Raw genomic sequence first — 25,837 nt, 5'->3', positions numbered from 1 at the left:
TGTTACGAGGAATTGTCCGACTGGTGGGGTTTGATGAGGGAGTCGCAGGTTCTGCCGGTTCTGCCGGTTCTGTCGGTCCGCAGCGGCGGCTCGACGGACACCGTGGACCGCCAAAGCCCCCTCCACGACAGCAAGACGGCCGTGACGAGCAGGACGTTCCGCACGAGAAGGGCCAAAACGCCGGTCCAGGTGCCGGTCATGACGTCCTCGTACAGCAGCGGGTACACGAGCGTGCTGACCGCTGCCGCGGCCGTGACCAGGGCCGCCGCCGGGCGCTGCGAGGTGGCACGCGAGGTGAGGCAGACCGCGGCGAGGCCGAGCAGCCAGATGAGGTACTGCGGGCTGATCACCCGGCTCGTGACGGTGAAGAGCAGCACCGCGCAGAGCGCCGCGTCGAAGGGCGTGGCCTCGGTCCAGTGCCGTGCCCGCACCCGCCACAGCAGCAGCGCCGCGCAGGCAAGGACGGTCGCGGCCAGCGAGACCTGCGCGACGGCGGCGACCTGCGGGCCGGTGAACTCCATCGCCCCGAAGCGGTACTCGACCCGCAGCGGCTGCCCCGCGAGGCGCGCGAACGCGAGGGCCGTGCCGCCGAGCGACTCGATCTGCACACCGCGCCCGCCCTGTTGCCGCAGGAACGCGAAGGGGTGCGCGAACAGCACGGCCAGGGCGAGCAGCAGTGCGGCGGCGGCCACGAGCGCGGCGCCCCAGGCCGCACGCGTGCCGCGCCCGCGCGGGGTGCCGAGCAGGGTGAGCGCGGGCCACACCTTCACCAGCGCCCCGAGCGCGGCGAGCACCCCGGCGGCCCGCGGTCTGCGCGCCACGCACAACAGGGCGAGCACGGCGAGCGCGGTGACATACACGTCGTACCGCGCGAGCGGAACGTGCAGCAGCAGGGGCAGGCCGCCGACCCAGAGCGCGGCCCCCGCGAGACCGCACCCCGGGCGGCGCCCGGCGCGGACGAGCGCGCAGGCGACGACCGCGTCCGCGAACAAGGCGAGCGCCACGAACCCCTGGAAGTAGCTGAGCCCGGGCAGCAGTCCGGGCGCGAGCAGGACCGGGCCCGCCGCCGGCGGGTACTGCCACAGCGGGTCGTCGAGCGGGAAGGCGCCCTGCGCGAGCACCTGCGACCAGTGGAAGTACAGCTCGTGGACCTCGCGGGCGATGCCGCCGACGCCGAGCGGGAAGCGGCCGTCACGGGCGAGCAGGACCAGCATGACGGCGCGCGTCACCGCCCAGCAGACGGCCAGGGCGGACAGGACGAGACGGGTACGGGCGGCGGCGGTGCTGCGGCGGCCGGGTCCGGGGAGTTCCGGCCGGGGCGGCAGGAGTGTCGTGGTCATCGAGGGCAGCGTAGGTCGCACAAACCGCCTGAGGCGCCGTCAATCCACAGGAACGGTCGGTTAATAGCACAAACTGAGGTGCATGCAGGTCACGACTCTTCGTGCGGCCCTCGCTGCCGGACCGTCCGCCACGGCCGCCGCGCCGGGCCACGTCCGCACCGCATGGGCGGCACTCACCGCCAGGCCGGCCGCCACGGCCGTGCTCGTTCCCGCCTCCGTCATGCTCGTCCTCGGCCTCTGGGGCCTGGACCGCGAATCGATGTGGCGCGACGAGGGAGTCACCCACCAGGTGGCCTCCCGCTCGCTCCCCGAGATCGTGCGACTCCTCGGCAGCGCAGACGCCGTCCACGGCCTCTACTACCTCCTGATGCACGGCGTGCTCTCCGTGCACCCCGGCGAAGTCGCCCTGCGGCTCCCGTCGGTGCTCGCCGGAGCCGCCACCGCCGCACTCGTCGCGGCCCTCGGCGTCCGCCTCGCCCGCCCCCGCGTCGGACTCTGGGCCGGACTCCTCTACGCGGCGATCCCGCTCACCGGCTACTACGCCCAGGAGGGCCGCAGCTACGCCCTCGTCGCCGCCGGGGCCACCGGCGCCACCCTCCTCCTGGTCCGCGCCGTCCGCCGCGGCCGCGCCCTGGACTGGTGCCTGTACGGGGCCGTCGTCACCGTGACCGTGCTGCTTCACCAGCTCGCCGCGCTCGTCCTCCTCGCGCACGCCGTCACGCTGCTGCTGTCCTGGCGGCGGCTCGACGGGCGGGCCTGGCGCTCCTGGGCCGTCTGCGCCTGCGCCGCGCTCACCCTGCTGCTGCCGCTCGCCCGGCTCACCCTCGGCCAGAGCGAGCACACGGCCTGGCTCGCCGGGGCCGACGAGGGCGGCGCCGCCTCCCTGCTCAAGGCCTTCGCCGGGCCGACCGAACTCGTGGTCACCGGCGCCCTGTTGCTCGCCTGCGTCTCCCTCAACTCGCCGCTGGAGCGCACCGGCAGGCTCTCCCTCAACGCGGTCGCGCTGCCGCTGATGGTGCTGCCCCCGGCGGTGCTCCTCGCCGCCTCGCAGTACACGCCGCTGCACCACGACCGCTACCTGTACTTCGCGCTCGCCGGCGTCCCGCTGCTCGCCGCGGCCGGCGCCGAGCGGACCGCGCGCGTCGTACGGATGCTGCGGGCCCGGCCCGGCCGGCGCGGGGGCGGGGCGCTGTTCGGGGCGGCGGTCCTCGCGGTCGCGTTCTGCTGGCAGCTGCCGCTGCACCTGGACGACCGCACTACGGAGCAGCGGCCCGACGACCCGGCGGCCGTCGCCACGGTCGTGGCCGAACGGGTCGGCGAGGGCGACGCGATGCTGTACCTGCCGTCGGCGGGGCGGCGCACGGCGCTCGCCTACCCGGACGAGTTCGCCAACACCAGCGACATCGCCCTCGCCCGCTCCGCGGCGGCCTCGGGAACGCTGTACGGCGAGGAGACCGGCGCCGGTGAACTGCGGCGCAGGCTCGCGAACCTGGAGCATGTGTGGCTGCTCGCCGAGCCGTACGCGCTGCGCGAGGGCTGGGACCCGAAGAGCGCTGCCGAGCGGGCCAAACTCACCGCTGTGAACGAGGAGTTCCTGCTGCGCGACGAGTACCAGACCCGGAGCGGGGTGCTGCGGCACTACATCCGGCGTCCCGTCGACAAGCCGGTGGGGTGGCCGCCGGCGCACCACTGAGGCGGCAGTGTCACAGGGCCGGCCGGACCAGTCGCCCGACTGGTCCGGCCGGCCCGTCCGCGTCAGCCGACGCGTGCCAGGACTTCCCCCGTACGCGGGCTCCAGGCGACGACCACCGCCTCCTTCGGGGCCTGCTGCTCGGGGGAGAGGAGGAGCCAGCGCACGTCGTACTCACGGACGATCGCGGCACGCTCCGCGCGTGTGGACGTTTTCGCGAGGTAGCGGCTCACGGCGTCCTGGCGCTCGGCGCGTTCCGGTTCCGGCAGGGACGCGTCGGGCCAGGCCGGGGCGAGCAGGTTCGGGCCGTAGCCGGGCAGGGAGCGGGAGGCGCGGTAGACGTCGGTGAGGACGACCTCGCCGGGCCCGATGCGCCGCGCGGCCCAGTCGTACTGCGGCCAGCGCGGCGGCTGGTCGAAGCCGACCGGGTCGACGCTGCGGGGCACCACCGCGCCGCCGTGGACGAGGAAGCCGAGGGCCGTGCCGACCGCCGCGGCCTGGGCGAGGAAGCGGCGGCTCGCGGGCCACGGGCGCGGCTCGGCCAGCTCGACGGCGAGCGCGAACTGCAGGGGGACGAGGGCGAGTCCGAGGATCCGCCCGTACGTGTAGTGGCCGCTGAACCAGCCGTACGCGATGACCAGGACCTCGGCCGCGAACATCAGCACCAGGGGGTCGCGGCGGTCGCGGCGGGCCCGGAGCCAGAGGGCGGGGAGGCCGATGAGGGCCAGCCAGAAGCGGGCCTCCATCTCGGAGTACAGCTGCTCGTGGATGCCGTCCACGCTCGGGTCGCCGACGAGCGAGAACACGCTGTAGTACGGCCAGGTCACCGCCACCAGAACCGCCACCGCACCGGCGAGCGCCCAACGCGCCACCACGCGCGCGTGCCAGTCCCGTTGCCGCCCGACGACGAAGGCGACGACGCCGATCATTGCCGCGACCGCCGAGATCGGGTGGACGAGCAGCACCAGACCGCACAGCGCGCCGAGCCCCGCGTACGCCCACGGGGAGCCGCCCGAGCGGGCCAGGCGGGCCGTCAGCGCCCACACCCAGAAGGCGAGCCCGATCCCGAACGTCGACGGGAAGGGCAGGTGCCCGGTCAGCGACATCAGGCCCAGGTACCCGGACCACCAGGCCATCCGCGTGCCCCACAGCAGCACCATGAACCCGAGCGCGAGAACCGGCGCCCACGCGCGCGTGGTGAGGCTTTTGACGGCGCGGTTCAGGCCGGTCAGGAGGACGATCAGGTTGACGGCCCCGGTGAGCTTGACGACCTGCCAGCCCGCGAGACCGGTGACCTGCGCGAACAGGCCCTGGACCACGGCGTACGGCGAGTAGTAGGCGCTGCCGTCGCCGGGCAGCGCGGAGGTCGGGTGGGCGGGGTCGAGGAGGTCGGCCTTGAGGCGTTCGACGACGGCGGCGTGCTGGCCGAAGTCGCAGCAGATCGGCACCCGCCAGGCCGCCGCCGAGACGAGCAGCCAGAAGAGGGTGCCGAACACCAGGTAGGGGCTGGGGCGCAGGGAGCGCCGGCCGCCGAGCACCGCCGTCGCGCCCCGCACCACGCGCGCGTAGTGACGGTTTTCGGTAGGAGCAGAGGGCGGAGTGGCGGTCGTGCTCATCGCAGCAGCCTGTCCGCGACGCGCCGGGCCGCGCGGCCGTCGTCGAGGTCGCAGTAGGCCTGCCGGAACGTGGCGTAGGCGTCCGCGTGCCGGGCCGCCACCGCGTCCAAGTCGGCCAGGGCGGCGGCGAGTTCGGCGGTGCTGCGGAGCAGCGGGCCGGGGGCGCGGCGCTCCAGGTCGACGTAGAAGCCGCGCAGTGTGTCCCGGTAGTGCTCCAGGTCCGGGGTGAGGAACAGCATCGGGCGGCCGGTGTGCGCGAAGTCGAACATCAGGGCCGAGTAGTCGGTCACCAGGACGTCCGCGACGAGCAGCAGCTCGGCGGGCTGCGGGTGGTCGCTCACGTCCCGCACGAAGGGCGCGCGGGCCCCGGTCAGGCGGCCGGAGGCGAGGGGGTGGCGGCGGACGAGGACGGTGTGCCGGACGCCGTCCCGCTCCCGGCGGTCGTCGAGCTCGCGTTCCAACTCGGCCAGATCCAGGGCGGGTTCGTAGCGGAAGCGGCCCCGCGCGTGTGCGAGGTGGTCGCGGTAGGTGGGGGCGTAGAGGACGATCCTGTGGTCCTCGTCGAGGCCGAGCTCGGTGCGGACGCGGTCGGCGACCTTCTCGCGGTCGTCGGCGAAGAACAGGTCGTTGCGCGGCGACCCGGCCTGCAGGATCTCGCCCTCGTAGTGGAGGGCGCGGGTCATGTGCGGGATCGCGTACCGGTTCGGGGTGACCAGGACCGACCACTGGGCGGACAGGCGCGGCAGCGCGTCGAGGTGCCCGTGGTCGGCGTACAGGGTGTCGGTGAGGTCGGCGCCGATGCGCTTGAGGGGGGAGCCGTGCCAGGTCTGCACGACGGTCTGGCCGTCGCGGCGCTCGAACCAGTCGGGCAGGTGGTCCTCGGTGACGATGCGGCGGCAGCGGGCGAGGGCCTCGTACCACTCGGCGCTGTGCCGTTCGACGCCGCGCGCGGCGGGCGGGACGCGGGTCCGGCCGTCGTCCGTGACCCACAGGTGCTCGATCTCCACGCCGCGCCGCACCAGCTCCTCGTGGACGGCCCGCGGCGAGCCGCCGTCGCACCACAAAATCGCCTCCCTGAAGGGAAGTTCGCGCTTTTGCGTGTACTGCTCGACGCGCAGCCGCGCGCGCCGGTACGCGCCGCGCTCGGCGGGGGAGAGGGCCGGGCCCGCCTCGATCAGGAGGCGGTCGCCGAAGCGCCGGTCGGCGGCGTACTCGCGGCCGCCGTGGGTCTGCCGGGACGGCAGTTCGGCGCAGAGCGAGGTGAGCAGCCGCACCGGCATCCCGTCCCGCGCGTGCACCTCCCCGACGCCCGGGCCCGGCGCGGTCTCGCGCAGGAACGCGTACCAGCGCCCCGCGCGCAGCGGCAGCCCCGCGTGCACGGAGGCGGGCGGGAAGGCGGCGCGGAACCGGTCGCCGGTGCGCTCGACGGGAACGGCGACCTCCTCGCCGCGCGCGCTGTGCCGCAGCACGAGCTCCGTCTCGCCCCAACTGGCCGCCGCCAGGCTGCCCTCGACCTCCAGGACCCCGTCGGCCGGCCAGCGCACCGCGTCCGCGATCGGCTGCCGGGTCAGCTCGACGACCAGCTGCCCGGTGTCGTTGGCGGTGGCGCACAGCTCGCGGCCAGGGCCCGTGGCGTACCGGCCGGGCGGCAGGTCGGTGAGCGCGGCGACGGACCGCATCGAGCCGTCGGCGAGCAGCAGGTTGGCCTGCCAGCGGTCGCCGGGCAGCGGCTCGACCTCGCGGGGCGCGCGGTGCGGCGTCGGCGGCACGGCTTCGAGTTCGGGCAGCGGCACGCGCGCGGTGAAGTCCCGGCCGTCGACGATGACCGGGCAGGTGACCTCGGCGTCGGAGTGCTTGTGCTTGAGGTGCAGGCCGGTGGGTGCGAGGTCGGCGTACAGGCGGCCGGTGAGCAGCACGTCCTCGCCCACGCGTGCGTGCTGCTCGATCCGGGCCGCGTACTCCTGCACCTTGAGGACCAGGCGGCCCTTGCTGAAGCCGAGGACGAGGCGCATGCCGTCGCCGAGGTCGTGCACCACGGGCTGCGCGGCCGAGCCGTCGAGGGCGCGCACGGCGGCCCGCCGCACGCGTCCGTGGCCGCCGACCACGACCCCGAGCTGCCAGCTGCCCGGCCGCCAACGGCCCCTGGACTTCAGCTTCTTGAGGTCGAGGGTCATCTCGAAGCCGGACAGGTCGTAGTCGTGCAGCCGCTGCCCGGAGTTCTCGGTGGCCTGCGGTGCGGCGACGGTTCTGGTCGGCACGGTGCGCAGCCTGCCGCGCCCGCTCCCGGACTTGAGCACGCCGACCTTCACGGACTGTCCGCGCCGCCCGGCGGGCAGGTTTCGTACGTACGCGTAGCCGCTGATCCGCAGCCGCCCCGCGTCGTCGAAGGAGGTCTCCGACACCCGTGCCACGACGGGGAGTTCGCCCTTCCGCAGCCGGGTCAGGGCGGCGTCGACGGCGAGCGGGGCGCCCGCCGGGGCGGGGTGCACGGCGCGGCGGCGCAGTCGGCCGCGGACGTGGAAGGCGGTCCCGCCCTGCTGCTCGCACTCCAGGAGGCCGATCAGCTCGTCGAGCCGCCGCTCCCGGACCAGCTGCCACTTGACCCGCAGCTCGACCGGCAGCTCCCCGACCACGGACGCGTCGGCGGCGTCGAGGAAGGCCCCGGCGCCGTCGAGGAACGCGGCCCGGTACTCGGGACCGCCCATCGGCAGCCCCTCCAGGAAGTACACGAAGTCGTCGCGCAGGCAGGACACGTCGTACGTGCGCCGGTGCTCGGGGAAGCGTTCGGCGAGGAAGGCGCTGACGCCGCGGCAGGCGTCGATGCGGTCGGTGACGCCCCTGACGTCGCTGCGCCGCCGCGTGATGGAGCCCTCGCGGACCCGCCAGTAGTAGACGTGGTCGCGCAGCACGTCCACGGCGGAGGCGAGGAAGTGCGCCGGGATCATCACCGGGGTGTCCTCGTAGAGCTTGCCCTCGGGGAACTCGAAGGCGTGGCGCAGCCAGAACTCCCGGCGGAACACCTTGTTCCAGGCGACCCGGTCGGAGAGCAGCGACGGGTCGCGGGTGATGTGCGTGCGGCGGGCGGCCCGGGTCAGCCACTTGTACTGCCAGGCCTGCTGCCGCCCGCGCTCGCCGAGCCGCCACACGTTTCCGGTGGCGAAGTCGGAGCCGGTGTCGTCGAGGCTCGCGAGCATCCGCGCGTACGCGCCGTGCGGCACGATGTCGTCGCTGTCGACGAACGCGAGATACGTGGCGTCCGGTGAGGTGTGCCGCACGCCGGTGTTGCGGGCCGCGCCGAGCCCCGCGTTCTCCTGGTGGACGTACCGGAAGCGCGGGTCGTCGGCCGCGAAGGCGCGGGCGATGCGGGTGCTGCCGTCGGTGGAGCCGTCGTCGACGAGGACGACCTCGATGCCGTGCCCCGCGGGCAGCGTCTGCTCCGCGACGGAGCGCAGGCACTCCTCCAGATAGTCCTCGACGTTGTGGATGGGGACGACGACGCTGAGACGTGGCTGCGCTGAACGCACGATGAGGGGCCTTTCGCAGCGGGACACCGGAGCGCACCGACGGGCATGACGGTGCATGTGGCCGATGTGCCCTCTCGCGTCAATCTTTTTGCCGTAAGTCGCCCGAAAGGGTGGGTATCGGTCTTCGACAGGACGTATGCGCCTGGCTACGGTCGGTGCCCATGGTCCGTTTCTCCGTAGTCGTCCCCGCCCACCGCGTCCAGGGCTACCTGCGTGAATGCCTGGAATCCACGCTGAGTCAGGGCTTCACGGACTTCGAGCTGATCGTCGTCGACGACTGCTCGCCGGACGCCTCCGGCGCGATCGCCGCGGAGTATGCGGAGCGCGACCCGCGCGTGCAACTCGTACGCCTCGACGCACGCGCGGGCGCGGGCGGCGCGCGCAACGCGGGAGCGGAACGGGCGCGCGGCGCGTACCTGCTGTTCCTCGACGGTGACGACCTGCTCCTGCCGGGCGCCCTGGAGGCGATCGACGCGGGACTCGGCGGCGCGGGCGAGCCCGACGTCCTGCTCTTCGACCACGACCGGGTCGACTGGTGGGAGAACGTGCGGGGCAGCGGCGACCGGTTCGACGGCGACCCGCTCGCCGTCACCTGCGCGGCGTGGAACCGGGTGTTCCGGCGGGAGTTCTGGGCGGCGGAGGGGTTGGCGTTCACGGCGGGGGTCGAGCCGTACGAGTACGTGGTGCCGGTGCAGTTGGCGACGTCGGTGGGGCGGGTCGGGGTGCTGGAGCGGGTGTGCGTGCGGTGGCGGCGTCGGCGCGTGCGGGGCGAGGACAGTCGGCGGCACTTCGCCCTGCTTGACAGGTACGGCGAGCTTTTCGCTGAGGTAGGTCGTCGTTCAGCGCACTCGGCGCCGGGGCGTTGTGCCCACCCGCCCCCAAGCTCTCGGCTCCGCTCGAACAGGGGGGACCCCCATCGCCCTGCGGAACGCCTGCCCACAACGGTGGGAAGGCTGCACCCGGTCGTCGCCGACCACCTCCTCCGCGTTCTCGACGAAGTCGACGATCGGGCCGAGTTCTTCCGTCGGGCCGCCGCCTTCTGTCGTGCGCACTCCATCCCCTGTGCCGAACTGTTCGGCTCGTACGCCGCGTTCCGGGCGCGTGAAGTGGCCGCGGAGCGGGCGCGGGCGGCGCGCGCGCAGGCCAGGGCGCGGAAGAAGAAGCTGCGCGCGCGGGTCATGAAGGTGTCGTACGGCGTGGACCGGCGGCGCTCGCTCGACCCGGGGCTCGCGGTCTACGGGGCGTACTGGAACCGCGGGCTGTCCTGCAATCCGCTCGCCGTGTACGAGAAGGCCCGCGAACTCGCCCCGCACGTGCGGGGCGTGTGGGTGGTGAGCAGCCGCAACGTGCACAAGGTGCCGCCGGGCGTCGCGTACGTCGTCGAGGGCTCGCGGCGGTACTGGCAGACCATGGCCAGGGCCACGTACCTCGTCAACAACTCCAGCTTCCCCGGCGGCTTCGTGAAGCGGCCCGGGCAGGTCTACCTGCAGACGCACCACGGCACCCCGCTCAAGAAGATGGGCCTCGACCAGCGCCGCTACCCGGCCGGCACACACGGCATCAGCTTCCGGAAGGTCCTCGACCACACCGACCAGTGGGACTTCAGCCTCTCCTCCAACCCGCACTCCACGGAGGTGTGGGAGCGGGTCTACCCGTCCGGGTACGAGGCCCTGGAGCTCGGCTACCCGCGCAACGACGCATATTTCCGGGCGAGTTCGGAGGACGTCGCCCGCATCCGCAAGGAGCTGGGCATTGTTGACGGGCGGACCGCGCTGCTCTACGCGCCCACCCACCGCGACTACCAGAAGGGCTTCCTGCCGCGGCTCGACCTGCGCCGGTTCGTGCGCGCCCTCGGCCCCGACTTCGTCGTCCTCGTCCGCGCCCACTACTTCTACGGCGCCGACGCCGGGATCGAGCAGCACCCGCAGCTGCTCGACGTCACCGCGCACCCGCGCGTGGAGGAGCTCTGCCTCGCCGCCGACGCGCTGGTCACGGACTACTCGTCGCTGATGTTCGACTACGCCTGCCTGGACCGCCCGATCGTCACGTACGCCCCCGACTGGCAGGCCTACCGGCTCGCCCGCGGGGCGTACTTCGACCTCCTCTCCGGCCACCCCGGCGACACCCCGGGCGCCGTCGCCACCAGCGAGGAGGAGCTGGCCTTCCTGTTCCAGGCCGAGGCCTGGGACACCCCGGCGACGACCGCGCTGCGCGCCGCCTTCCGCGCCCGGTTCTGCCCGTACGACGACGGCAACGCCGCCGAACGCGTCGTCCGGCGGCTCTTCCTGACGGGCGATCAGGAGGATCGGGGCCGCTCGTAGGGCGACGGCACCGGGAAGTACGCCGTCAGGAACGCCCGCAGCGCGAGCGTCCGCTCCTGCTCGCCGCACGTGCCGTGCGGGGACGCGGTGATGCGGAACGCCGTCCGGTCGCGGCCGTGCAGGATCCGCCCGAGCCGGGCGTGCCCGGCCGGCTCGGCGAGGTCGACGTCCGCGTACGCGAGGCCGTCCGGCACGGCGCGGCCCGTCAGGCAGGCGTAGTGGTGGTGGAGGTGCGGGCTCGGGGCGGGGCCGTACCGCTCGGCGAGCTCGTCGAGGACGCTGCGGCGCAGGGCGTACGGGGCGTGCGGCAGGCCGTGGTCGAGGGTGCGGCCGAAGTCGCGGCGCAGCAGGTCGGCGTCCGCGGCCGGGGCGTTCACGGTGGGCGACCGGAAGACGCGGGGGAGGCCCGAGCCGAGGAAGAACGTGCCGGGGGTCGTGGGGCGGCCGAGGAACATCGTGTCGTCCAGGTACAGGAAGTGCTCCGCGAGGCCCTCGATACGGGCGAGGGGCGTCTCGGCGTCCTCGACGACGGTCAGGCCAGGGCGGTCCTCGGCCAGCCACTCCGGCCGAGGGCCCGCCAGGAGCAGGTGGACGCGCCGGAGCCACGGGGCGTACTGGCTCAACGACCGCAGGCAGTGGCGGAGTTGGAGGTCGGCCTCGGTCGTCGCCGCGCACACCGCGTCCACCGGGAAGTCGATGTCGTCGAGCAGGCGCTGCGTGAAGACGTCGACCGTCGGGTACGGGCGGCCGGAGACCGTCAGGTGCGCCGTGGGCCGCAGGGACGGCAGGCGCGGGCCCGCGAGGGTCGGGCCGAAGGGCGCGCGCCAGGGGCCGCCGTCCCGCTCCGCCGGCCAGAACTCCACCGTGCAGGCCGCGTCCGCGCCGTACCGCAACGTCCGGGTCGACGTGGTCGCCGGGCGGAACACCTTGACGCCCGCCACCTCGCCGACGCAGTCCAGACGCTCGGCGAGCACCTCGCCGGGGGGCATGCCGCGCGGGCCGAGCAGCTCCGCGTAGACCGCCTCGCCGGAGGCCGCCTCGGCGAGTGCCTTCAGGGCACGGTCGCGGTCGTCGGCGTCCACGGCCAGGGTGTGCGTCGTGCCGCCGGTGCGTACGAGGACATACGGGATGCCGTACAACTCCAGTGCGGACGCGGTGAGTTGGAGGTTGCGGTCGACGGCGGCCGGGAGCGTCAGGTCGTCGCGCTCCTCGGCTAGACGGCCCGCGCTGCGGACGAGGCGGCGGGACGCGCCGCATTCGAGGAGCTCGTTCTCGCGCGCCGATTCGTCCGCGACGGAGAGGGCGCCGGGCGCGGCCGGGGCCGCGGGGCGGAAGGCGCCGCCGCCCGCGACGATCGCCGCGGCCACCCGGTCGGCCCGCTCGGCGAGCCGCTCGGGCCGGTCCCGGCGGGCCACGAGCCGGGCGCACAGCTCCTCCCAGAGTCCGGTGACGCGCACCGGCGAGAACCGGTCGTACGCGCCGCGGCGGGCGGCGAGCGCGCAGCCGTGCCGGGTCTCCGGGTCGCCGAGCAGGGACCCCAGCGCGGCGGCGAGCCCGTCGACGTCGCCGGGCGGGGCGAGCAGGCCGTCGACGCCGTGCCGGACGATCTCGGCGGGCCCGGCCGGGTCCTCGTACGCGACCACGGGCACCCCCGCCGTCAGGGCGTCCAGGAGCGTCAGCGGGAACGCCTCGTCGTGCGCGCAGGTCAGCAGCGCGAGGCCCGCCTCGGCCCACTCGGCCGCCATGTCCCGTACGAGGCCGAGGAGTTGGACCCGGTCGTGCAGGCCGAGGCCGTCGGTCAGGCGGCGCAGCTCCGGCACGGCGCCGTCGTCCGCGAAGACGCGCAGCGTCCAGTCCGGGTGGGCGTCGGCGACCCGGGCGAAGGCCCGTACGGCCTGGTCGGCGCGGTGCTCACCGGCGGGCGGCGCGACCGTCACGAGAACCCGGCTCTCCCCGTCGGCGGCGGGGCGGAACCCGTCCGGCGCCGCGTGCGGGATCACCGCCGGCTCGGGTGCGCCCGGGCCGAGGAACTCGGCGAGCCGGCGGCGGCCCGGCTCGGTCGGCGTGACGAGGGCGTCGAGCCGGGGCCCGTGCAGCAGCAGCGCCTCGACCGACGCGTCCCGGCACCGCGGCGGCCGGAACTCCTGGTGCAGGGTCACCACCCGCGCGGGCACGTGGGCCGCCGCGGCGGCGAGCAGCGCGGGGCCGGTCGTGACCAGGACGTCCGTGTCGAGGGCGGACAGGGCGGCGGCCAGCTCGACGTCCGCGAGCCGGTCCAAGTCGCCCTCCGGATCGGGGAGTCGGCTCGGCAGCGCGGTCAGCGTGCGGCAGGTCTCGTCGTCGAGCCGGGAGGCGCGGAGCGGGCGGGCCGGGGTGCGGGTGCGGTCGATCAGGTGGCGCGGCCGTAGGCCGAGGAGCGGCTCGGGCCTGGTCCTGGTCGCCGACAGGACCTCCACGTCGTGCCGTTCGGCGAGCTGCCGGACCTGGGCGTGCACGGCGCGTTCGACGCCGCCCGCCTCATCGCCCCGGGCGAGGAGATACGTGATCTTCATCGGTGCTCCGTCAGTTCGAGAGGTCGAGGCAGGTCAGGGCGAACGCGCCGGACGCCGTGAAGTACGGCTGCACCCGCACGAGCGAGCCGCAGGGCAGCGCGCAGAGCCGGGCCGGGTGGCGGAAGACCGCCCGGGGGCTGCGGGGGCCGGACAGGCGGCGGGCCAGGACGAGGCGGTCCGGGGCTTCCGGCTCGTGCCGGGCCGGCGCGGGCACGAGCCGGAAGCCCCACGTCCACGGCCCCGTCGCCGCCGACCCCGCCAGCTCGCCGAGCGGCAGGTCGAGGCTGAACTCCCGCCCTTCCCAGGCGACTTCGAGCGGTACGACGGTGTCGTCCGCGTGCCGTACGGCCTCCGCGCGCCGGGCCGTCGGCGGGGCCGCGAGCAGGCGGCCGCGCAGGGTCACGCCGTCGCCGCGCGGCTCGAACCGGACCAGCTCGGCCTGCGGCCCGGCCTCGTCGACCTGCAGCGCGGCCCGCCCGCCCGGGCAGCGCACGAGCCGGATCAGGGCGCCGGTGCGGAAGTCCGGCGCGTACCGCCGGGCCGAAGCCGTGTCCTCCAAGGGCAGGCCCCGGCGGCGTACGCGGCCCTCCGGGCCCGTCGTCTCGACCGTCAACCGCCAGACCCCGGAGGTCAGATGGAGGCCCGCAGCGTCCGGCTCGGCGCCGGGGCCGCGCAGCGTGGCCGTCGCCGTGAGCAGCCTGCCGCCGCCCGGCGCCGTCCGCTCCACGACGAGCGGCACCTGGTGGCGCGCACCGCCCCGGGACAGCAGCAGGCGGGCCCCTCCGACGGGCTCCGGCGGGTCGACGGCGAGGTTGAACGTACGGCTGTCCCCGAGCGAGAGATGGGCGGGCGGAGGCAGCAGTTCCGTCCGCCCGCGACTGCGGCCCGCGACGAGCCGCTCCATGCGGAGTCGAAGCATCCGCCCACTCTGCCGCCTCCGCACGGGCCCGCCCGGGCGGCGCACCACTCCCCGGCGCTTGTCCTATTTCATATGGCTTGCGGCGTTATGGTCGCCGCATGTCTGCCGAAACGGTTTCTGTCTCCGGCTGGGGCCGCACCGCCCCCACCAGCGCCCGCGTCGTCCGCCCGCGCACGTACGAGGAGGCCGCCGAGGCCGTACGCGGCTGCGGGGCGCGCGGCGGGATCGCCCGGGGCCTCGGCCGCGCGTACGGGGACGCCGCGCAGAACGCCGGCGGGGCCGTGCTCGACATGACCGGGCTCGACCGCGTCCGCGCCGTCGACGCCGAGGCCGGCACCGTCGTCTGCGACGCCGGGGTGAGCCTGCACCGGCTGATGCAAGTCCTGCTCCCGCTCGGCTGGTTCGTGCCCGTCACGCCCGGCACCCGGTACGTGACCGTGGGCGGGGCGATCGGCGCCGACATCCACGGCAAGAACCACCACGTCTCCGGCTCCTTCACCCGGCACGTCACCGCGCTCGACCTGCTCACCGCCGACGGCGAGGTGCGCACCGTACGCCGCGGGGAGCCGCTGTTCGACGCCACCGCGGGCGGCATGGGGCTCACCGGGGTCGTACTGCGGGCGACGGTGCGGCTCCTTCCGGTCGAGACCTCGCTGATGTCCGTCGACACCGAACGCGCCGCCGACCTCGACGACCTGATGGCCCGGCTCGCCGAGACCGACCACCGCTACCGCTACTCCGTCGCCTGGATCGACCTGCTCGCCCGGGGCCGCGCCCTCGGCCGCTCCGTCCTCACCCGCGGCGAGCACGCCCCCCTCGACGCGCTGCCGGACAAGGCCCGCCGCGACCCGCTCGCCTTCCGGCCCGGCACCCTGCCCGCGCCGCCCGCGTTCGTCCCGGAAGGGCTGCTCGGCCGCACCACCGTCGGCCTGTTCAACGAGCTCTGGTACCGCAAGGCGCCCCGCTCCCGCACCGGCGAACTCCAGCGCCTCTCCACCTTCTTCCACCCCCTCGACGGCGTTCCGCACTGGAACCGGATCTACGGCCGCGGCGGCTTCGTGCAGTACCAGTTCGTCGTCGGGTACGGGGCCGAGGAGACGCTCCGCCGGGTCGTGCAGCGCATCGCCGAGCGGCGCTGCCCCTCCTTCCTCGCCGTCCTGAAGCGGTTCGGCAGCGCCGACCCCGGCTGGCTCTCCTTCCCGGTGCCCGGCTGGACCCTCGCCCTCGACATCCCCGCAGGCCTGCCGGGGCTCGGCGGCTTCCTCGACGAGCTCGACACGGAGGTCGCCGCCGCCGGAGGCCGCGTCTACCTCGCCAAGGACGCCCGGCTGCGGCCGGAACTCCTCGACGCGATGTACCCGGAGCTCGGCCGATTCCGGGCCCTGCGCGCCGAGTTGGACCCCGAGGGCGTCTTCACGTCCGACCTCGCACGCCGCCTGTCCCTCTGAACCCGCTTGCCCGCCGTCCCACGCACCTTGGAGAACCCGAACCATGAAGGACGCCTTCGGCACCCCGCAGTCCCTGCTCGTCCTCGGCGGCAGCTCCGAGATCGCCCTCGCCACCGCGCGCCGCCTCGTCGCCCGCCGCACCCGCACCGTCCACCTCGCCGGACGCCCCGGCCCCGCCCTGGAGTCGGCCGCCGCCGAACTGCGCGACATGGGCGCCGAGGTGCACACGCACCCCTTCGACGCGCTCGACCCCGGCAGCCACGAGGAGGCCGTCGGCAAGCTGTTCACCTCCGGCGACATCGACATGGTGCTGCTCGCCTTCGGCATCCTCGGCGACCAGCAGCGCGACGAGGACGACCCGCTCGCCGCGGTCCGCGTCGCCCAGACCAACTACACCGGGGCCGTGTCCGCCGGCCTCGTCTGCGCCGCCGCCCTCAAGCGGCAGGGGCACGGCTCGCTCGTCGTGCTCTCCTCGGTCGCGGGCGAGCGGGCCCGGCGCGCGAACTTCATCTACGGCTCCAGCAAGGCCGGCCTCGACGCCTTCGCCCAGGGCCTCGGCGACGCGCTGCACGGGACGGGGGTGCACGTGATGGTCGTACGGCCCGGGTTCGTGCGGTCGCGGATGACCGCGGGCCTGAAGGAGGCGCCGCTCGCGACGAGTCCGGAGGCGGTGGCGGAGGCGATCGAGGGGGGTCTGCGGAGGCGGGCGGAGGTGGTGTGGGTGCCGGGGTCGCTCCGCGTGGTCATGTCCGCCCTCCGGCACGTTCCGCGTCCGGTCTTCCGGCGGCTGCCGCTGTGAGGGTCTCCCGGCCCTGCATCGCCCTGCGGGCTCGCGTCCTCAATCTCCCCCAGCTACCGCTGGGAGGTGCCCCGGACGGGCTCCATCAGTTCCCCACCCGCCCCCTCCCGAAAGCCTGCGGCGCCGGGCGTTCGGCTTTCCCGCCGTCGTGGTTGCTCGCGCAGTTCCCCGCGCCCCTTTCGGGGCGCGCCCCCTCCCCGTGACCTCGACACCCGCCCGCCCGTTGATGACCGCAACGCAGTCGAGTTGAGGATGAGGCGCCGTGCACAGGTCCGCGTACGAGCAGATGGCACTCTGCATCGAGGAGTACATGCCCACCGACCGGCGGCAGCGGGTCGTCGACCTCGGGTCCCGCATCTCGGACGGGCAGAAGCTCACGCACCAGGAGCTCCTGAAGGGCCGTGACATCGACTACTGCGGGGTCGACGTGTGGGACGGGCCCAACGTCGACCGCGTGATGACCAAGCCGTACCGCGTTCCGGTGAAGTCGAACAGCGCGGACTTCCTGCTGTCCGGGCAGGCCTTCGAGCACATCCCGTTCTTCTGGGCGTCCATGCTGGAGATCGCCCGGGTGCTGAGGCCCGGCGGCATCGCCTTCGTGACCGCGCCGTCCCGCGGGCACGTGCACGACCAGCAGGACTGCTGGCGCTACTACCCGGACGGCTTCCGCGCCCTCGCCGCGTACACGAAGCTCGAACTCGTCGAGGCGTACACGGACTTCCCGCCGAAGAACGGCATCTGGCACAGCTACAAGAGCATCGACGCCAAGCACGCCTACTGGGGCGACACGGTCGGGGTCTTCCGCAAGCCGAAGGGCTATCCCCGGCTCACCATGACCTTTGTTCGGGCGACCACTCGGTGGTGGGCCAACCGCGTCGGCGGCGTCGAGGGCGTCCCGCTGCCCGAACCGCTGGCCAAGCGCGGACAGTGCGGCCGGCCCGCCGCCGTGCCCGAGCCCGCGGGACCGGCGAAGCCCAACACCCCTGCCCCACACGGACAGTAAGGGTGCATTGACGAAACGTGACATCGGTGGCGGCGCGCGCGTATCGTCCCGCCGCATGGCATGGCGAAACGCAGTGAACGGCGTACTGAAGCAGCTCACCGGATACCACCTGACCCGCGCGACCGCCCCCGCGCAGAAGCCGGCCGCGGCGGCCAGGACCGCCGCGCCGGCCCCCAAGGCCAAGCCGAAGCCGAAGGGCCTGGTCTTCCCGGACGACTACGACGACGAGGCGAAGGCGATCATCCGCGAGGTCAAGCCGCGGACGATGACCTCGCCGGAGAAGCTCAACGCCTTCATCCTCGCCATCCGGCACGTCGTCGCCCACGACATCCCCGGCGACATCGTGGAGTGCGGCGTCTGGCGCGGCGGTTCGATGCAGGCCTGCGCGAAGACCCTCCTGTCCCTCGGCGCCACCGACCGCCACCTGTACCTCTTCGACACGTACGAGGGCATGACCCCGCCCACCGAGGTCGACGTGCGGCGCGACGGGCGGCCCGCGCAGGAACTCCTGGAGATCCAGGGCAAGGACCGCCCGATCTGGGCCGTCGCCGACCTCGACGACGTCAAGTCCGGCTTCGAGAGCGTGCCGTACCCCGAGGAGCGGATGCACTACGTCGTCGGGAAGGTCGAGGAGACCGTCCCGGACCAGGCGCCGGAGCAGATCTCGATCCTCCGCCTCGACACCGACTGGTACGCCTCCACGAAGCACGAACTCGACCACCTCTACGACCGGTTGTCGCCCGGCGGCGTCCTGCTCATCGACGACTACGGCTACTGGCAGGGCTCCCGGCAGGCCGTCGACGAGTTCCTGGAGCGCACCGGCGAGCGGCTGCTGCTCCTGCGCATGGACGAGGGGCGGATCGCCGTCAAGCCGTAACAGGCCGTTTCCGCAAGTGAGTTGGCCGATCCCGGTCACGCGGCGCGCATGCCGTGGGGGCGGGATCGGCTTATTTTCACTCGAACGGCCGTCATGGGGTGACCGCGCGAAGCGCCACCTGTTGTTAACCCGTAGGCCCGTAATAGGGCTTGTCTGTGTAGCCCTGCCGTCCGGAAGGATCGTGTGCACCGCATGGCACCCCGCCTCAGCGTCGTCGTCCCCGTCCACAACGTCGAGGACTATCTCGGCGCCTGCCTGCAGTCGCTCGCGGGCCAGACCATGACCGACCTCGAGGTGGTCATGATCGACGACGGGTCCACGGACGGGAGCGCCCGCATCGCCCGCGAACACGCCGCCCGCGACCCGAGGTTCAGGCTGTTCCAGCAGGAGAACGCCGGCCTCGGCGCCGCACGCAACGCCGGAGTGCACCGCGCCCGCGGCACCCACCTCGCCTTCGTGGACAGCGACGACCTGGTGCCGGTCGACGCCTACGAGAAGATGCTCGACGCCCTGGAGGAGTCCGGGTCCGACTTCGTCAGCGGCAACGTGCACCGGCTGCGGGTCGGCGGGAGGACCGAGCAGTCGTGGATGTTCAAGAAGCCCATGCGCGCGACGCGTTCGGGCGTCCATGTCACCCGCGACTGGTCCCTGCTCGCCGACCGGATCGCCTGCAACAAGGTGTTCCGGCGCGAGTTCTGGGACCGGCATCAACTGGCCTTCCCCGAAGGTGTGTTGTTCGAGGACACGCCCGTCATCGTGCCCGCCCACTTCCTCGCCGACGCCGTCGACGTCCTGCACGACACCGTCTACCTGTGGCGCGACCGAGACGGCTCCATCACCAACCGCCGCACCACCCCCCGCGCCGTCGAGGAGCGCACCGCCGCCTGCACCAAGGCCTCCGCGTTCCTCGCCGAGCGCGCCGCAGCCGCCGAGTCCGGCACCGAGGAACACACCAAGTGGGCCGAGGGGAAACGGCGTTACGACTCCTCGGTGCTCGTCGCCGACCTGCGCTACTTCCTCGACGTCCTGCCCGACGGCGACCCCGACTACCACCAGGCGTTCCTGGAGCACGCGGGCCGCTACGCCGCCGCCGTCGACCGCTCCGTGCTCACCGGCCTGCCGCTGCACCTGCGGGTCAAGTGGCAGCTCGTCACCGAACGCCGCCTCGACGAACTCCTCGCCCTCCTCGCGTACGAGAAGGGCCACCCCGGCGCGTTCCGGGTGCGGGGACTGCGCCGGCGGCGGGCCGACTACCCGGTCCTGGAGCGGGCGCTGCCGCGCGACGTGGCCGCGCTGAAACGATCCGAGATCCCGCTCGTCACCCGCGTCTCCCAGGCCGAATGGCGGGACGGCAAGCTGCACTTGAAGGGCTGGGCCTACCGCCGCAACCTGCCCGCCGGGCGGCTCGGCGGACGCGTCAAGTTCCTCTGGCTGCGGCTCGGCAGACGGCGCCTGGTGCCGCTGAAGGCGCGTACGACCTTCCTGCGCGAGGCCACGTACGCCTCCCGGCAGGGGCTGCACCGCTACGACTGGGCCGGGTTCGAGGCCGTCGTCGACCCGGCGAAGCTGCTCACCCGGCGGCGCAGCGCCGTCTGGCAGGCCGAGACGGCCGTGCTCGGCGGCGGCGCGCTGCGGCGCGGGCCGCTGCGGATGCCGGGCGGCGCCGCGCCCGCGGCCGTGCACTACCTCGACGACCACGCGCGCGTGGTGCCCCTGCTCAACCGCGGCCGGCTCCAGCTGAAGGTCGAGCGGACCGCCGCCCAGCTCACCGGGCACCGCCTGGACGGCGACGAGATCGTCGTCGAGGGCAGCCTCCTGGAACCCGCCGCCGGGCTGACCCTGCGCGTGGAGAACTGGCACTCCAAGGACGGCGTCGACATCCAACTCGACGTGTCCGGCAAGGAGTTCACCGCCCGCGTCCCGATCGCCGCGTTCGCCCCCGCCGAGGACGCCGAGACCCGCGAGGCCGAGCCGTGGGGCGCGTACCTCGTGCGGGCCGACGGCACCCGGGCGCCCGTCGGCGCCCGCGACACCCTGCCGTCCGGGCGGTACCCGCTGCGCCAGGGCCGCGAGCTGTATCTGACCGCCAACTCCAGCGGCAACCTGGAACTGCGCGACCAGACCGTGCGCCCCATCGCCGAGACCCTCGCCTGGGACGCCGACGGCGAACTCACCGTCGGCGGCAGCTTCCCCGCCCTCGTCAAGGGGCCCGTCCACCTCGTCCTGAGGCACAGCGGCCACGACGAGGAGATCACCCTGCCCGTGCGCCTGGCCGACGGGCGGTTCCACGCCACGTTCGCGCCCGCCGCCGTCGCCGGGCTCGCCGGGGAGCTGCCGCTCGCCGAGGGCCGCTGGTATCTGTACTTCCGCGTCGCGGGCGGCACCGGCGAGGCCCTGCCCATGCACGTCGCCCCCGGGCAGCACCAATTCCTGCCCCTCGTGCGGGAGTTGGGCGGGCGCGAGTTCAGTCTGGAGCGGCGGGCCCACGACCGGCTGCTCATCGCCTCCGGCAGCGCCCTGCCCGCCGCCGACCGCGGCGGCCCCCGGCAGGGCGAACTCCGCGCCCGCTACCAGGAGTTGCGGACCGCGCCGCGCCGCGAGGCCGTCCTCTACAGCAGCTTCGACGGCCGCCAGTACAGCGATTCGCCGCGCGCCGTCCACGAGGAACTCGCCCGCAGGGACACCTCCTTGGAGCACCTGTGGGTGGTCCGTGACCAGCAGGCCGTGGTCCCGCCCACCGCCCGCCCCGTCGTCCTGTGGAGCGCCGAGTGGTACGAGGCCCTGGCCCGCTGCCGCGCGATCGTCACCAACACCCAGCTGCCGCAGTGGTTCGAGCGCGCCGACGGGCAGACCGTCGTCCAGACCTGGCACGGCACCCCGCTCAAGCGCATCGGCCGCGACGTCGCCGGCAGCGTCTCCGCCGACCCCGCCTACATCGCCACCCTGCCCGGCCGGGCCGCCCAGTGGAGCGCCCTCGTCAGCCCCAACCGCGCCTCCACGCCCATCCTGCGCCGCGCCTTCGGCTACGAGGGCGAGGTCCTGGAGTACGGCTATCCGCGCGCCGACCTGCTGCACGCCCCCGACCGGGCCAAGGTCGCCGCCGCCGTACGCGAACGCCTCGGCGTCCCCGAGGGCGCCAAGGTCGTCCTCTACGCCCCGACCTGGCGCGAGAACCAGCCCAGGACCGGCGGCCGGTACGGGCTCGACCTGCAACTCGACCTCGCCGCCGCCGAACGCGCCCTCGGCGCGAACCACGTGCTCCTGGTCCGCCGCCACTACCTCGTCGGCGGCACCGTCCCCGGCAGCCGCTCCGTGCGCGACGTCAGCCGCTACCCGGACGTGGTCGAACTCCTCCTGATCAGCGACGTGCTGGTGACCGACTACTCCTCGCTGATGTTCGACTTCGCCCAGACCGGCCGCCCGATGCTGTTCCACACCCACGACCTCGACCACTACCGCGACACCCTGCGCGGCTTCTACTTCGACTTCGAGGCCAAGGCCCCCGGCCCGCTCATCGCCGACCAGGAGGAACTGCTCGCCGCGCTGGCCGACCCGCTGGTGGCGACCGTCGGCCACGCCGCCGCGTACGCCGCGTTCCGCGAGACGTACTGCGACCTGGACGACGGCCGCGCCGCCGCCCGCGTCGCGGACTACCTGCTCGACCGCTGCGCCCGGGAAGGGGCGACCGCAGCCGCGCAGAACGGAGGCCGGGCGTGAACACCCCCGAGTTCAGCGTCGTCGTGACCCTCGGCGACGACCCCGACGCGATGACCGCCACCGCCGACTCCGCGCTCGGCCAGAGCCTGCGCTCCGTCGAGGTCGTGCTGGTCGGCGACCGCACCGACGCCGACGTGCGCCGCACCGCCACCCTCCTCACCGCCCGCCACCCCGACCGGGTCCGCGTCATCGACGCCCCGCCGGAGGTGCGCGGCGCCGCCGCCCTGCGCAACCTCGGGCTCGACGCCGCCCACGGCCGGCACGTGCTGATCCTCGACTCCGGCGAACGGCTCCAGAAGCACGCCCTGCGCAACCTCCTGGAAGCCGCCCGCCGCACCGATGCCGACCTCGTCGCAGGACGCTGGACCCGCATCGCCGGACCCGGCGGCAAACAGCAGGGCCCGGACTGGCAGGACGCCCTGCACGCCCGCACCCGCACCGTCACCGACCTCGCCGACGCGCCCGAACTCGTCGCCCGGGACGCCCTGGTGAGCGGCTTCTGCCTGCGCCGCGACGCCATGGACCGGCACGCGCTGCGGCACGCCGAGGACCTGGCCCGCAGCGAGGTCCACTTCGGCGTACGGGCCGCGCTCGCCGCCCGCCGCATCACCCTCGTGCCGAACCTGATCGTCACCCACCGCGCCCCCGCCGACCACGGCGCCGACCTGACCGCCCTGCTCGAGGCGTCCGGGCGGATCGGGCTCCAGCTCGCGCGGCGCGGCCTGACCGAGCTGCGGGACGCCCGCGACCGGGCCTTCGTCGTCGACCATCTGCTGCCGCTCGCCCGCACCTTCCTGAAGCTGCCCCGCGGCGAGCGCGCCGAGATCGCCGCCCAGGCCGCCGCCCGCCTCACCGCGCACATCCGCCCCGAGCACTGGGCGGACCTGCCGGCGGAGGAGCGGATGTGCGTGACGCTGCTCGCCGCCGGCGACGCGGACGGCGTGCAGGCCGCCGCGTACGCCCTGGCCCGGCCCGGCACCGTCGTCGCCCCGCTCGTCGAACGCGACGGGCGGGTCCTGTGGAGCGACGCCCGGCCCTCCGACGTCACCGAACTCGGCCACCAGCACCGCCCGTTCGCCGGGCTCCGGCTCCTCAACCGGCTCACCCGCTGCATCTCCGAGGCCGGCCGCCTGCACCTGGAGGGCGAGATCGTCCTCCCGCTCGACAAGCTCCCGGCCGCCACCGACGTGACCGTCGAGCTCGAACTGCGGCTCCGCGGCGGCAAGCGGGTCTTCCGGCTGCCCGTCGACGACGCCGTCCACCAGGGCGACCGGCTCGGCTGGCGCATCCGCCTCGACCCGGGGCTGCTGCCCGTGCGCGGCATGAGCGAGCGGATCTGGGACACCCGCATCGTGCTCACCGCCGGCGGCGAGAGCGCCCTCGCCGAGGTGTTCGCCGAGCGCGAGGTCGTCGGCAAGGGCAGCCGCTTCCCGGCCGCACCCCGCCTGCTCGGCCGGCTCTCCGCCGACACCTGGCTGCCGTACGCCACCGCCGGCCACCACCTCGCCCTCGAACTGCAGGCCTGCCGCCGCCCCGCCCGCACCCTGCGCCGCCTGCAGACGTACGTCACCCACTTCCGGCCCACCCGCAAGGCGCGCAAGCTCCTGAACGCGCTGAAGAAGAAGCGCGACCGGCTGCACTCCGGACACGTCAAGACCCGGGTGTACAACCGGCTGCTGGTGAAACTCCCGGCCCGCCGCGGATCGGTCGTCTTCGAGGCCCACATGGGCAAGGCGTACGGCGACAGCCCCCGCGCGATCCACGAGGAGCTGCGCGCCCGCGGCCACAAGGTCGACGGCCGCCGCATCCGCGCCACCTGGTCGTACGCGGGCTCCCCGGCCGGGTTCCCGGACGACGCGAGGCGCGTGCGGCGCTGGTCCTGGCGGTATCTGTGGGCGCTCGCCCGCGCCGAGTTCTGGATCGACAACCAGGGCTTCCCGCACGCCCTCGACAAGCCCGCCCGCACCACGTACCTGCAGACCTGGCACGGCAGCGCGTACAAGCGGATGGGGTTCGACGAGACCCGCGTCCGCATGCAGAACACGCCGCAGCGGGCCAAGCTGCAGCGCGCCGTCGACCGCTTCGACCACTTCCTGGTCCGCTCCGAGCACGACGTGCACACCCTCGCGCGGGCCTACCGCCTGCCCGACGAGAAACTCCTGCCGCTCGGCTACCCCCGCAACGACGCCCTCGTCGCCGCCCGCGCCCGCGACGAGCGCGAAGGCCGCTTCCCGCGCCCCCCACTCGCCGCCCGGCTCGGCATCCCCGACCACAAGAAGACCGTCCTGTACGCGCCGACCTTCCGCGGCACCCCCAAGGACGGCCGGAAGCACCAACTCCAGCTGGACGTACGGAGGTTCACCGAGGAACTCGGCGACGAGCACACGCTGCTCGTGCGCGCCCACTACATGGAGCGGGCGGAGCTTCCGGTGTGCGCCCCGGGCACGCTCGTCGACGTCTCCGGGCACCACGACGTCAGCGAACTCCTCTGCCTGGCCGACGTGTTGGTCACCGACTACTCGTCGATCATGTTCGACTACGCGCTCCTCGACCGCCCGATCGTGCTCTTCGCGCCCGACCTGGACGCGTACGCCGCCGAGCGGGGCAGCTACTTCGACCTGCGGGAGCGGGCGCCCGGACCCGTCGTCGACACCGAGGACGCACTGCTCCGCACACTCGCCGACCTCAAGCCCGCCGACACCGAACACGCCGAGCGACGCCGGGAGTTCGCCGCGGAGTTCGGCACGCACGACGACGGCGGGTCCGCGCGCGCCGTCGTCGACGCCCTGTTCGGCAGGAGGGAACGCGCATGACCACGGCCCTGGACGTCCGGGAACGGGACATCTTCCTGTTCTCCAACAGCACCGACGAACTGGGCGGCGTCACCGCCTGGATGCACCAGACGGCCCGGCTCTTCCGGTCCGCCGGGCACCGCGTGCACACCCTCGGCGTGCACCCCGCCGAGCTCAAGCTGACCCTGCCCGAGCCGCTCGGCTACCCGATGACCGCCCTGCACCCCGCGCACCCGCCCGCCCCGCGCCGCCTCACCGGACTGCGCCGCCTGCGGCCCGCCGAACGGCGCCGGGAGGCCGCGCGGGCCGCCGACAAACAGCGCGCCGTGGACGAGCTGTCCGCGCTGTTCCGGTCGGCCCGGCCCGGCGGCGTCGTCATCGTCACGCAGGTCTGGCCGATGGAGTGGGTGCGCGCCGCCGACACCGCGGGCCTCACCGTCATCGGCATGAGCCACGAGTCGTACGCGTACACCAAGGCCTGTCACCGCTACCGCTGGATCAAGCAGAACTATCCGCACGTCGACCGCTGGCTCACCCTCACCCAGGAGGACGCCGACGACTGGATCGCCGACGGCATGCACAACGTCGGCTTCATGCCCAACGCCCTCGCCCACCTGCCCGAGGAGCCCTCGCCGCGCACCGAGAAGGCCGTCGTCTCCATCGGCCGGCTGCACGACCAGAAGGGCATCGACATGCTGCTCGACGCCTGGGCCCTCGTCGCCGGGGAGCGGCCCGACTGGACGCTGCGGATCCACGGCGCGGGCGTCGAGGAAGCCGACCTGCGGGCGCAGTGCACCCGGCTCGGCCTGGACGGGTCGGTGCGGTGGCTGGGGCGTACGGACGACGTGCCGGGGGCACTGGCAGCGGCGTCCGTGTTCGTGCAGTCCTCGCGCGGGGAGGGGTTTCCGCTGGCCCTCATGGAGGCGATGGCGAGCGGACTGCCGTGCGCGGCGTTCGACTGCGCGCCGGGGGTGCGGGAGATCGTCCGGGACGGGGAGGACGGGCTGCTCGCCCCCGCCGGGGACAGTGCGGCTCTGGCGGACCGGTTGCTGCGGCTCACCGGCAATCCGCGGATGCGGGATGCGATGGGGGACCGGGCTCGGCGGAACGTCCAGCGGTTCTCGGAGGGGGAGATCCTGCGGCGCTGGGAGCAACTGTTCGCGCTGCTTGAGTTGTAGTTCTCCCCGCCCCGCCCCTTCCCGAAAGCCTGCGGCGCCGTCGTGGCTGAGCGCGCAGTTC

At 74.1% G+C, this 25,837-nt stretch carries 14 protein-coding genes; 9 read left to right on the top strand and 5 right to left on the bottom strand.

Annotation, left to right across the window (positions count from 1 at the left end; genetic code table 11):
- Positions 1-2 precede the first annotated feature (2 nt).
- Complete coding sequence (locus ACIDOF_RS02805; RefSeq protein WP_409003972.1) at positions 3-1,340, bottom strand: glycosyltransferase 87 family protein; 1,338 nt, start codon at positions 1,338-1,340, stop codon at positions 3-5.
- Positions 1,341-1,422: 82 nt separating this feature from the next.
- Between ACIDOF_RS02805 and ACIDOF_RS02800 the strand changes: the two genes are divergently transcribed.
- Positions 1,423-3,033, top strand: coding sequence for a glycosyltransferase family 39 protein (locus tag ACIDOF_RS02800; RefSeq protein WP_409003971.1), 1,611 nt, complete (start codon positions 1,423-1,425; stop codon positions 3,031-3,033).
- A gap of 62 nt (positions 3,034-3,095) precedes the next feature.
- Here ACIDOF_RS02800 and ACIDOF_RS02795 read toward each other — a convergent pair whose 3' ends face one another.
- Both ACIDOF_RS02795 and ACIDOF_RS02790 read right to left on the bottom strand, forming a co-directional pair.
- A complete protein-coding gene (locus ACIDOF_RS02795; protein WP_409003970.1) occupies positions 3,096-4,646 on the bottom strand; it encodes a hypothetical protein in 1,551 nt (516 codons plus the stop codon).
- Positions 4,643-8,170 carry a CDP-glycerol glycerophosphotransferase family protein gene (locus ACIDOF_RS02790; RefSeq protein ID WP_409003969.1) on the bottom strand — a complete coding sequence of 1,176 codons (3,528 nt, stop codon included), beginning with the start codon at positions 8,168-8,170 and terminating at the stop codon, positions 4,643-4,645. Before ACIDOF_RS02790 ends, ACIDOF_RS02795 begins: the two co-directional genes overlap by 4 nt.
- A gap of 161 nt (positions 8,171-8,331) precedes the next feature.
- Here ACIDOF_RS02790 and ACIDOF_RS02785 point away from each other — a divergent pair, with 161 nt between their 5' ends.
- Positions 8,332-10,491 carry a CDP-glycerol:glycerophosphate glycerophosphotransferase gene (locus tag ACIDOF_RS02785; protein ID WP_409003968.1) on the top strand — a complete coding sequence of 720 codons (2,160 nt, stop codon included), beginning with the start codon at positions 8,332-8,334 and terminating at the stop codon, positions 10,489-10,491.
- On the opposite strand, the gene ACIDOF_RS02780 is transcribed toward ACIDOF_RS02785, so the two are convergent.
- Both ACIDOF_RS02780 and ACIDOF_RS02775 read right to left on the bottom strand, forming a co-directional pair.
- Entirely contained in the window at positions 10,467-13,043 is a 2,577-nt protein-coding gene (locus tag ACIDOF_RS02780; protein ID WP_409003967.1) for a glycosyltransferase, read from the bottom strand. The genes ACIDOF_RS02785 and ACIDOF_RS02780 overlap by 25 nt on opposite strands.
- 10 nt (positions 13,044-13,053) lie before the next feature.
- On the bottom strand, positions 13,054-13,962 hold the full coding sequence (locus ACIDOF_RS02775; protein WP_409003966.1) for a hypothetical protein: 909 nt from the start codon (positions 13,960-13,962) through the stop codon (positions 13,054-13,056).
- A gap of 98 nt (positions 13,963-14,060) precedes the next feature.
- On the opposite strand from ACIDOF_RS02775, the gene ACIDOF_RS02770 reads away from it, so the two are divergent.
- The 7 genes from ACIDOF_RS02770 to ACIDOF_RS02740 all read left to right on the top strand — a co-directional run bounded on the left by ACIDOF_RS02770 (position 14,061) and on the right by ACIDOF_RS02740 (position 25,776).
- The gene (locus tag ACIDOF_RS02770; protein ID WP_409003965.1) at positions 14,061-15,410 is read left to right on the top strand and encodes an FAD-binding protein; all 1,350 of its coding nucleotides are present in this window, start codon (positions 14,061-14,063) and stop codon (positions 15,408-15,410) included.
- Between the two features lie 43 nt (positions 15,411-15,453).
- The gene (locus ACIDOF_RS02765; RefSeq protein ID WP_409003964.1) at positions 15,454-16,209 is read left to right on the top strand and encodes a decaprenylphospho-beta-D-erythro-pentofuranosid-2-ulose 2-reductase; all 756 of its coding nucleotides are present in this window, start codon (positions 15,454-15,456) and stop codon (positions 16,207-16,209) included.
- Positions 16,210-16,471: 262 nt separating this feature from the next.
- The gene (locus tag ACIDOF_RS02760; protein ID WP_409003963.1) at positions 16,472-17,212 is read left to right on the top strand and encodes a methyltransferase domain-containing protein; all 741 of its coding nucleotides are present in this window, start codon (positions 16,472-16,474) and stop codon (positions 17,210-17,212) included.
- 55 nt (positions 17,213-17,267) lie between these two features.
- Positions 17,268-18,089 (top strand): TylF/MycF/NovP-related O-methyltransferase, encoded by an 822-nt coding sequence (locus tag ACIDOF_RS02755; RefSeq protein WP_409003962.1) that lies wholly within the window; start codon positions 17,268-17,270, stop codon positions 18,087-18,089.
- A gap of 192 nt (positions 18,090-18,281) precedes the next feature.
- Positions 18,282-21,806, top strand: coding sequence for a CDP-glycerol glycerophosphotransferase family protein (locus tag ACIDOF_RS02750; RefSeq protein WP_409003961.1), 3,525 nt, complete (start codon positions 18,282-18,284; stop codon positions 21,804-21,806).
- Positions 21,803-24,619, top strand: a complete 2,817-nt coding sequence (locus ACIDOF_RS02745) for a CDP-glycerol glycerophosphotransferase family protein (RefSeq protein WP_409003960.1) — start codon at positions 21,803-21,805, stop codon at positions 24,617-24,619. The genes ACIDOF_RS02750 and ACIDOF_RS02745 overlap by 4 nt, the downstream gene beginning before the upstream one ends.
- A complete protein-coding gene (locus ACIDOF_RS02740; protein ID WP_409003959.1) occupies positions 24,616-25,776 on the top strand; it encodes a glycosyltransferase in 1,161 nt (386 codons plus the stop codon). The genes ACIDOF_RS02745 and ACIDOF_RS02740 overlap by 4 nt, the downstream gene beginning before the upstream one ends.
- The last annotated feature ends 61 nt before the right edge of the window (positions 25,777-25,837 follow it).

It is taken from the genome of Streptomyces sp. Da 82-17, from assembly GCF_046098215.1.
Taxonomy (GTDB): Bacteria; Actinomycetota; Actinomycetes; order Streptomycetales; family Streptomycetaceae; genus Streptomyces.
Note: the sequence above shows the minus strand (reverse complement) of the source record. Positions and strands in the feature narration are given on the sequence as shown.

Bases quoted from the DNA above. Each gene is read 5' to 3' on its own strand.
- ACIDOF_RS02765 (WP_409003964.1), top strand. From the start codon at position 15,454: ATGAAGGACGCCTTCGGCACCCCGCAGTCCCTGCTCGTCCTCGGCGGC.
- ACIDOF_RS02740 (WP_409003959.1), top strand. From the start codon at position 24,616: ATGACCACGGCCCTGGACGTCCGGGAACGGGACATCTTCCTGTTCTCC.
- ACIDOF_RS02780 (WP_409003967.1), bottom strand. From the start codon at position 13,043: ATGAAGATCACGTATCTCCTCGCCCGGGGCGATGAGGCGGGCGGCGTC.
- ACIDOF_RS02755 (WP_409003962.1), top strand. From the start codon at position 17,268: ATGGCATGGCGAAACGCAGTGAACGGCGTACTGAAGCAGCTCACCGGA.
- ACIDOF_RS02770 (WP_409003965.1), top strand. From the start codon at position 14,061: ATGTCTGCCGAAACGGTTTCTGTCTCCGGCTGGGGCCGCACCGCCCCC.
- ACIDOF_RS02775 (WP_409003966.1), bottom strand. From the start codon at position 13,962: ATGCTTCGACTCCGCATGGAGCGGCTCGTCGCGGGCCGCAGTCGCGGG.
- ACIDOF_RS02785 (WP_409003968.1), top strand. From the start codon at position 8,332: ATGGTCCGTTTCTCCGTAGTCGTCCCCGCCCACCGCGTCCAGGGCTAC.
- ACIDOF_RS02805 (WP_409003972.1), bottom strand. From the start codon at position 1,340: ATGACCACGACACTCCTGCCGCCCCGGCCGGAACTCCCCGGACCCGGC.
- ACIDOF_RS02750 (WP_409003961.1), top strand. From the start codon at position 18,282: ATGGCACCCCGCCTCAGCGTCGTCGTCCCCGTCCACAACGTCGAGGAC.
- ACIDOF_RS02795 (WP_409003970.1), bottom strand. From the start codon at position 4,646: ATGAGCACGACCGCCACTCCGCCCTCTGCTCCTACCGAAAACCGTCAC.
- ACIDOF_RS02800 (WP_409003971.1), top strand. From the start codon at position 1,423: ATGCAGGTCACGACTCTTCGTGCGGCCCTCGCTGCCGGACCGTCCGCC.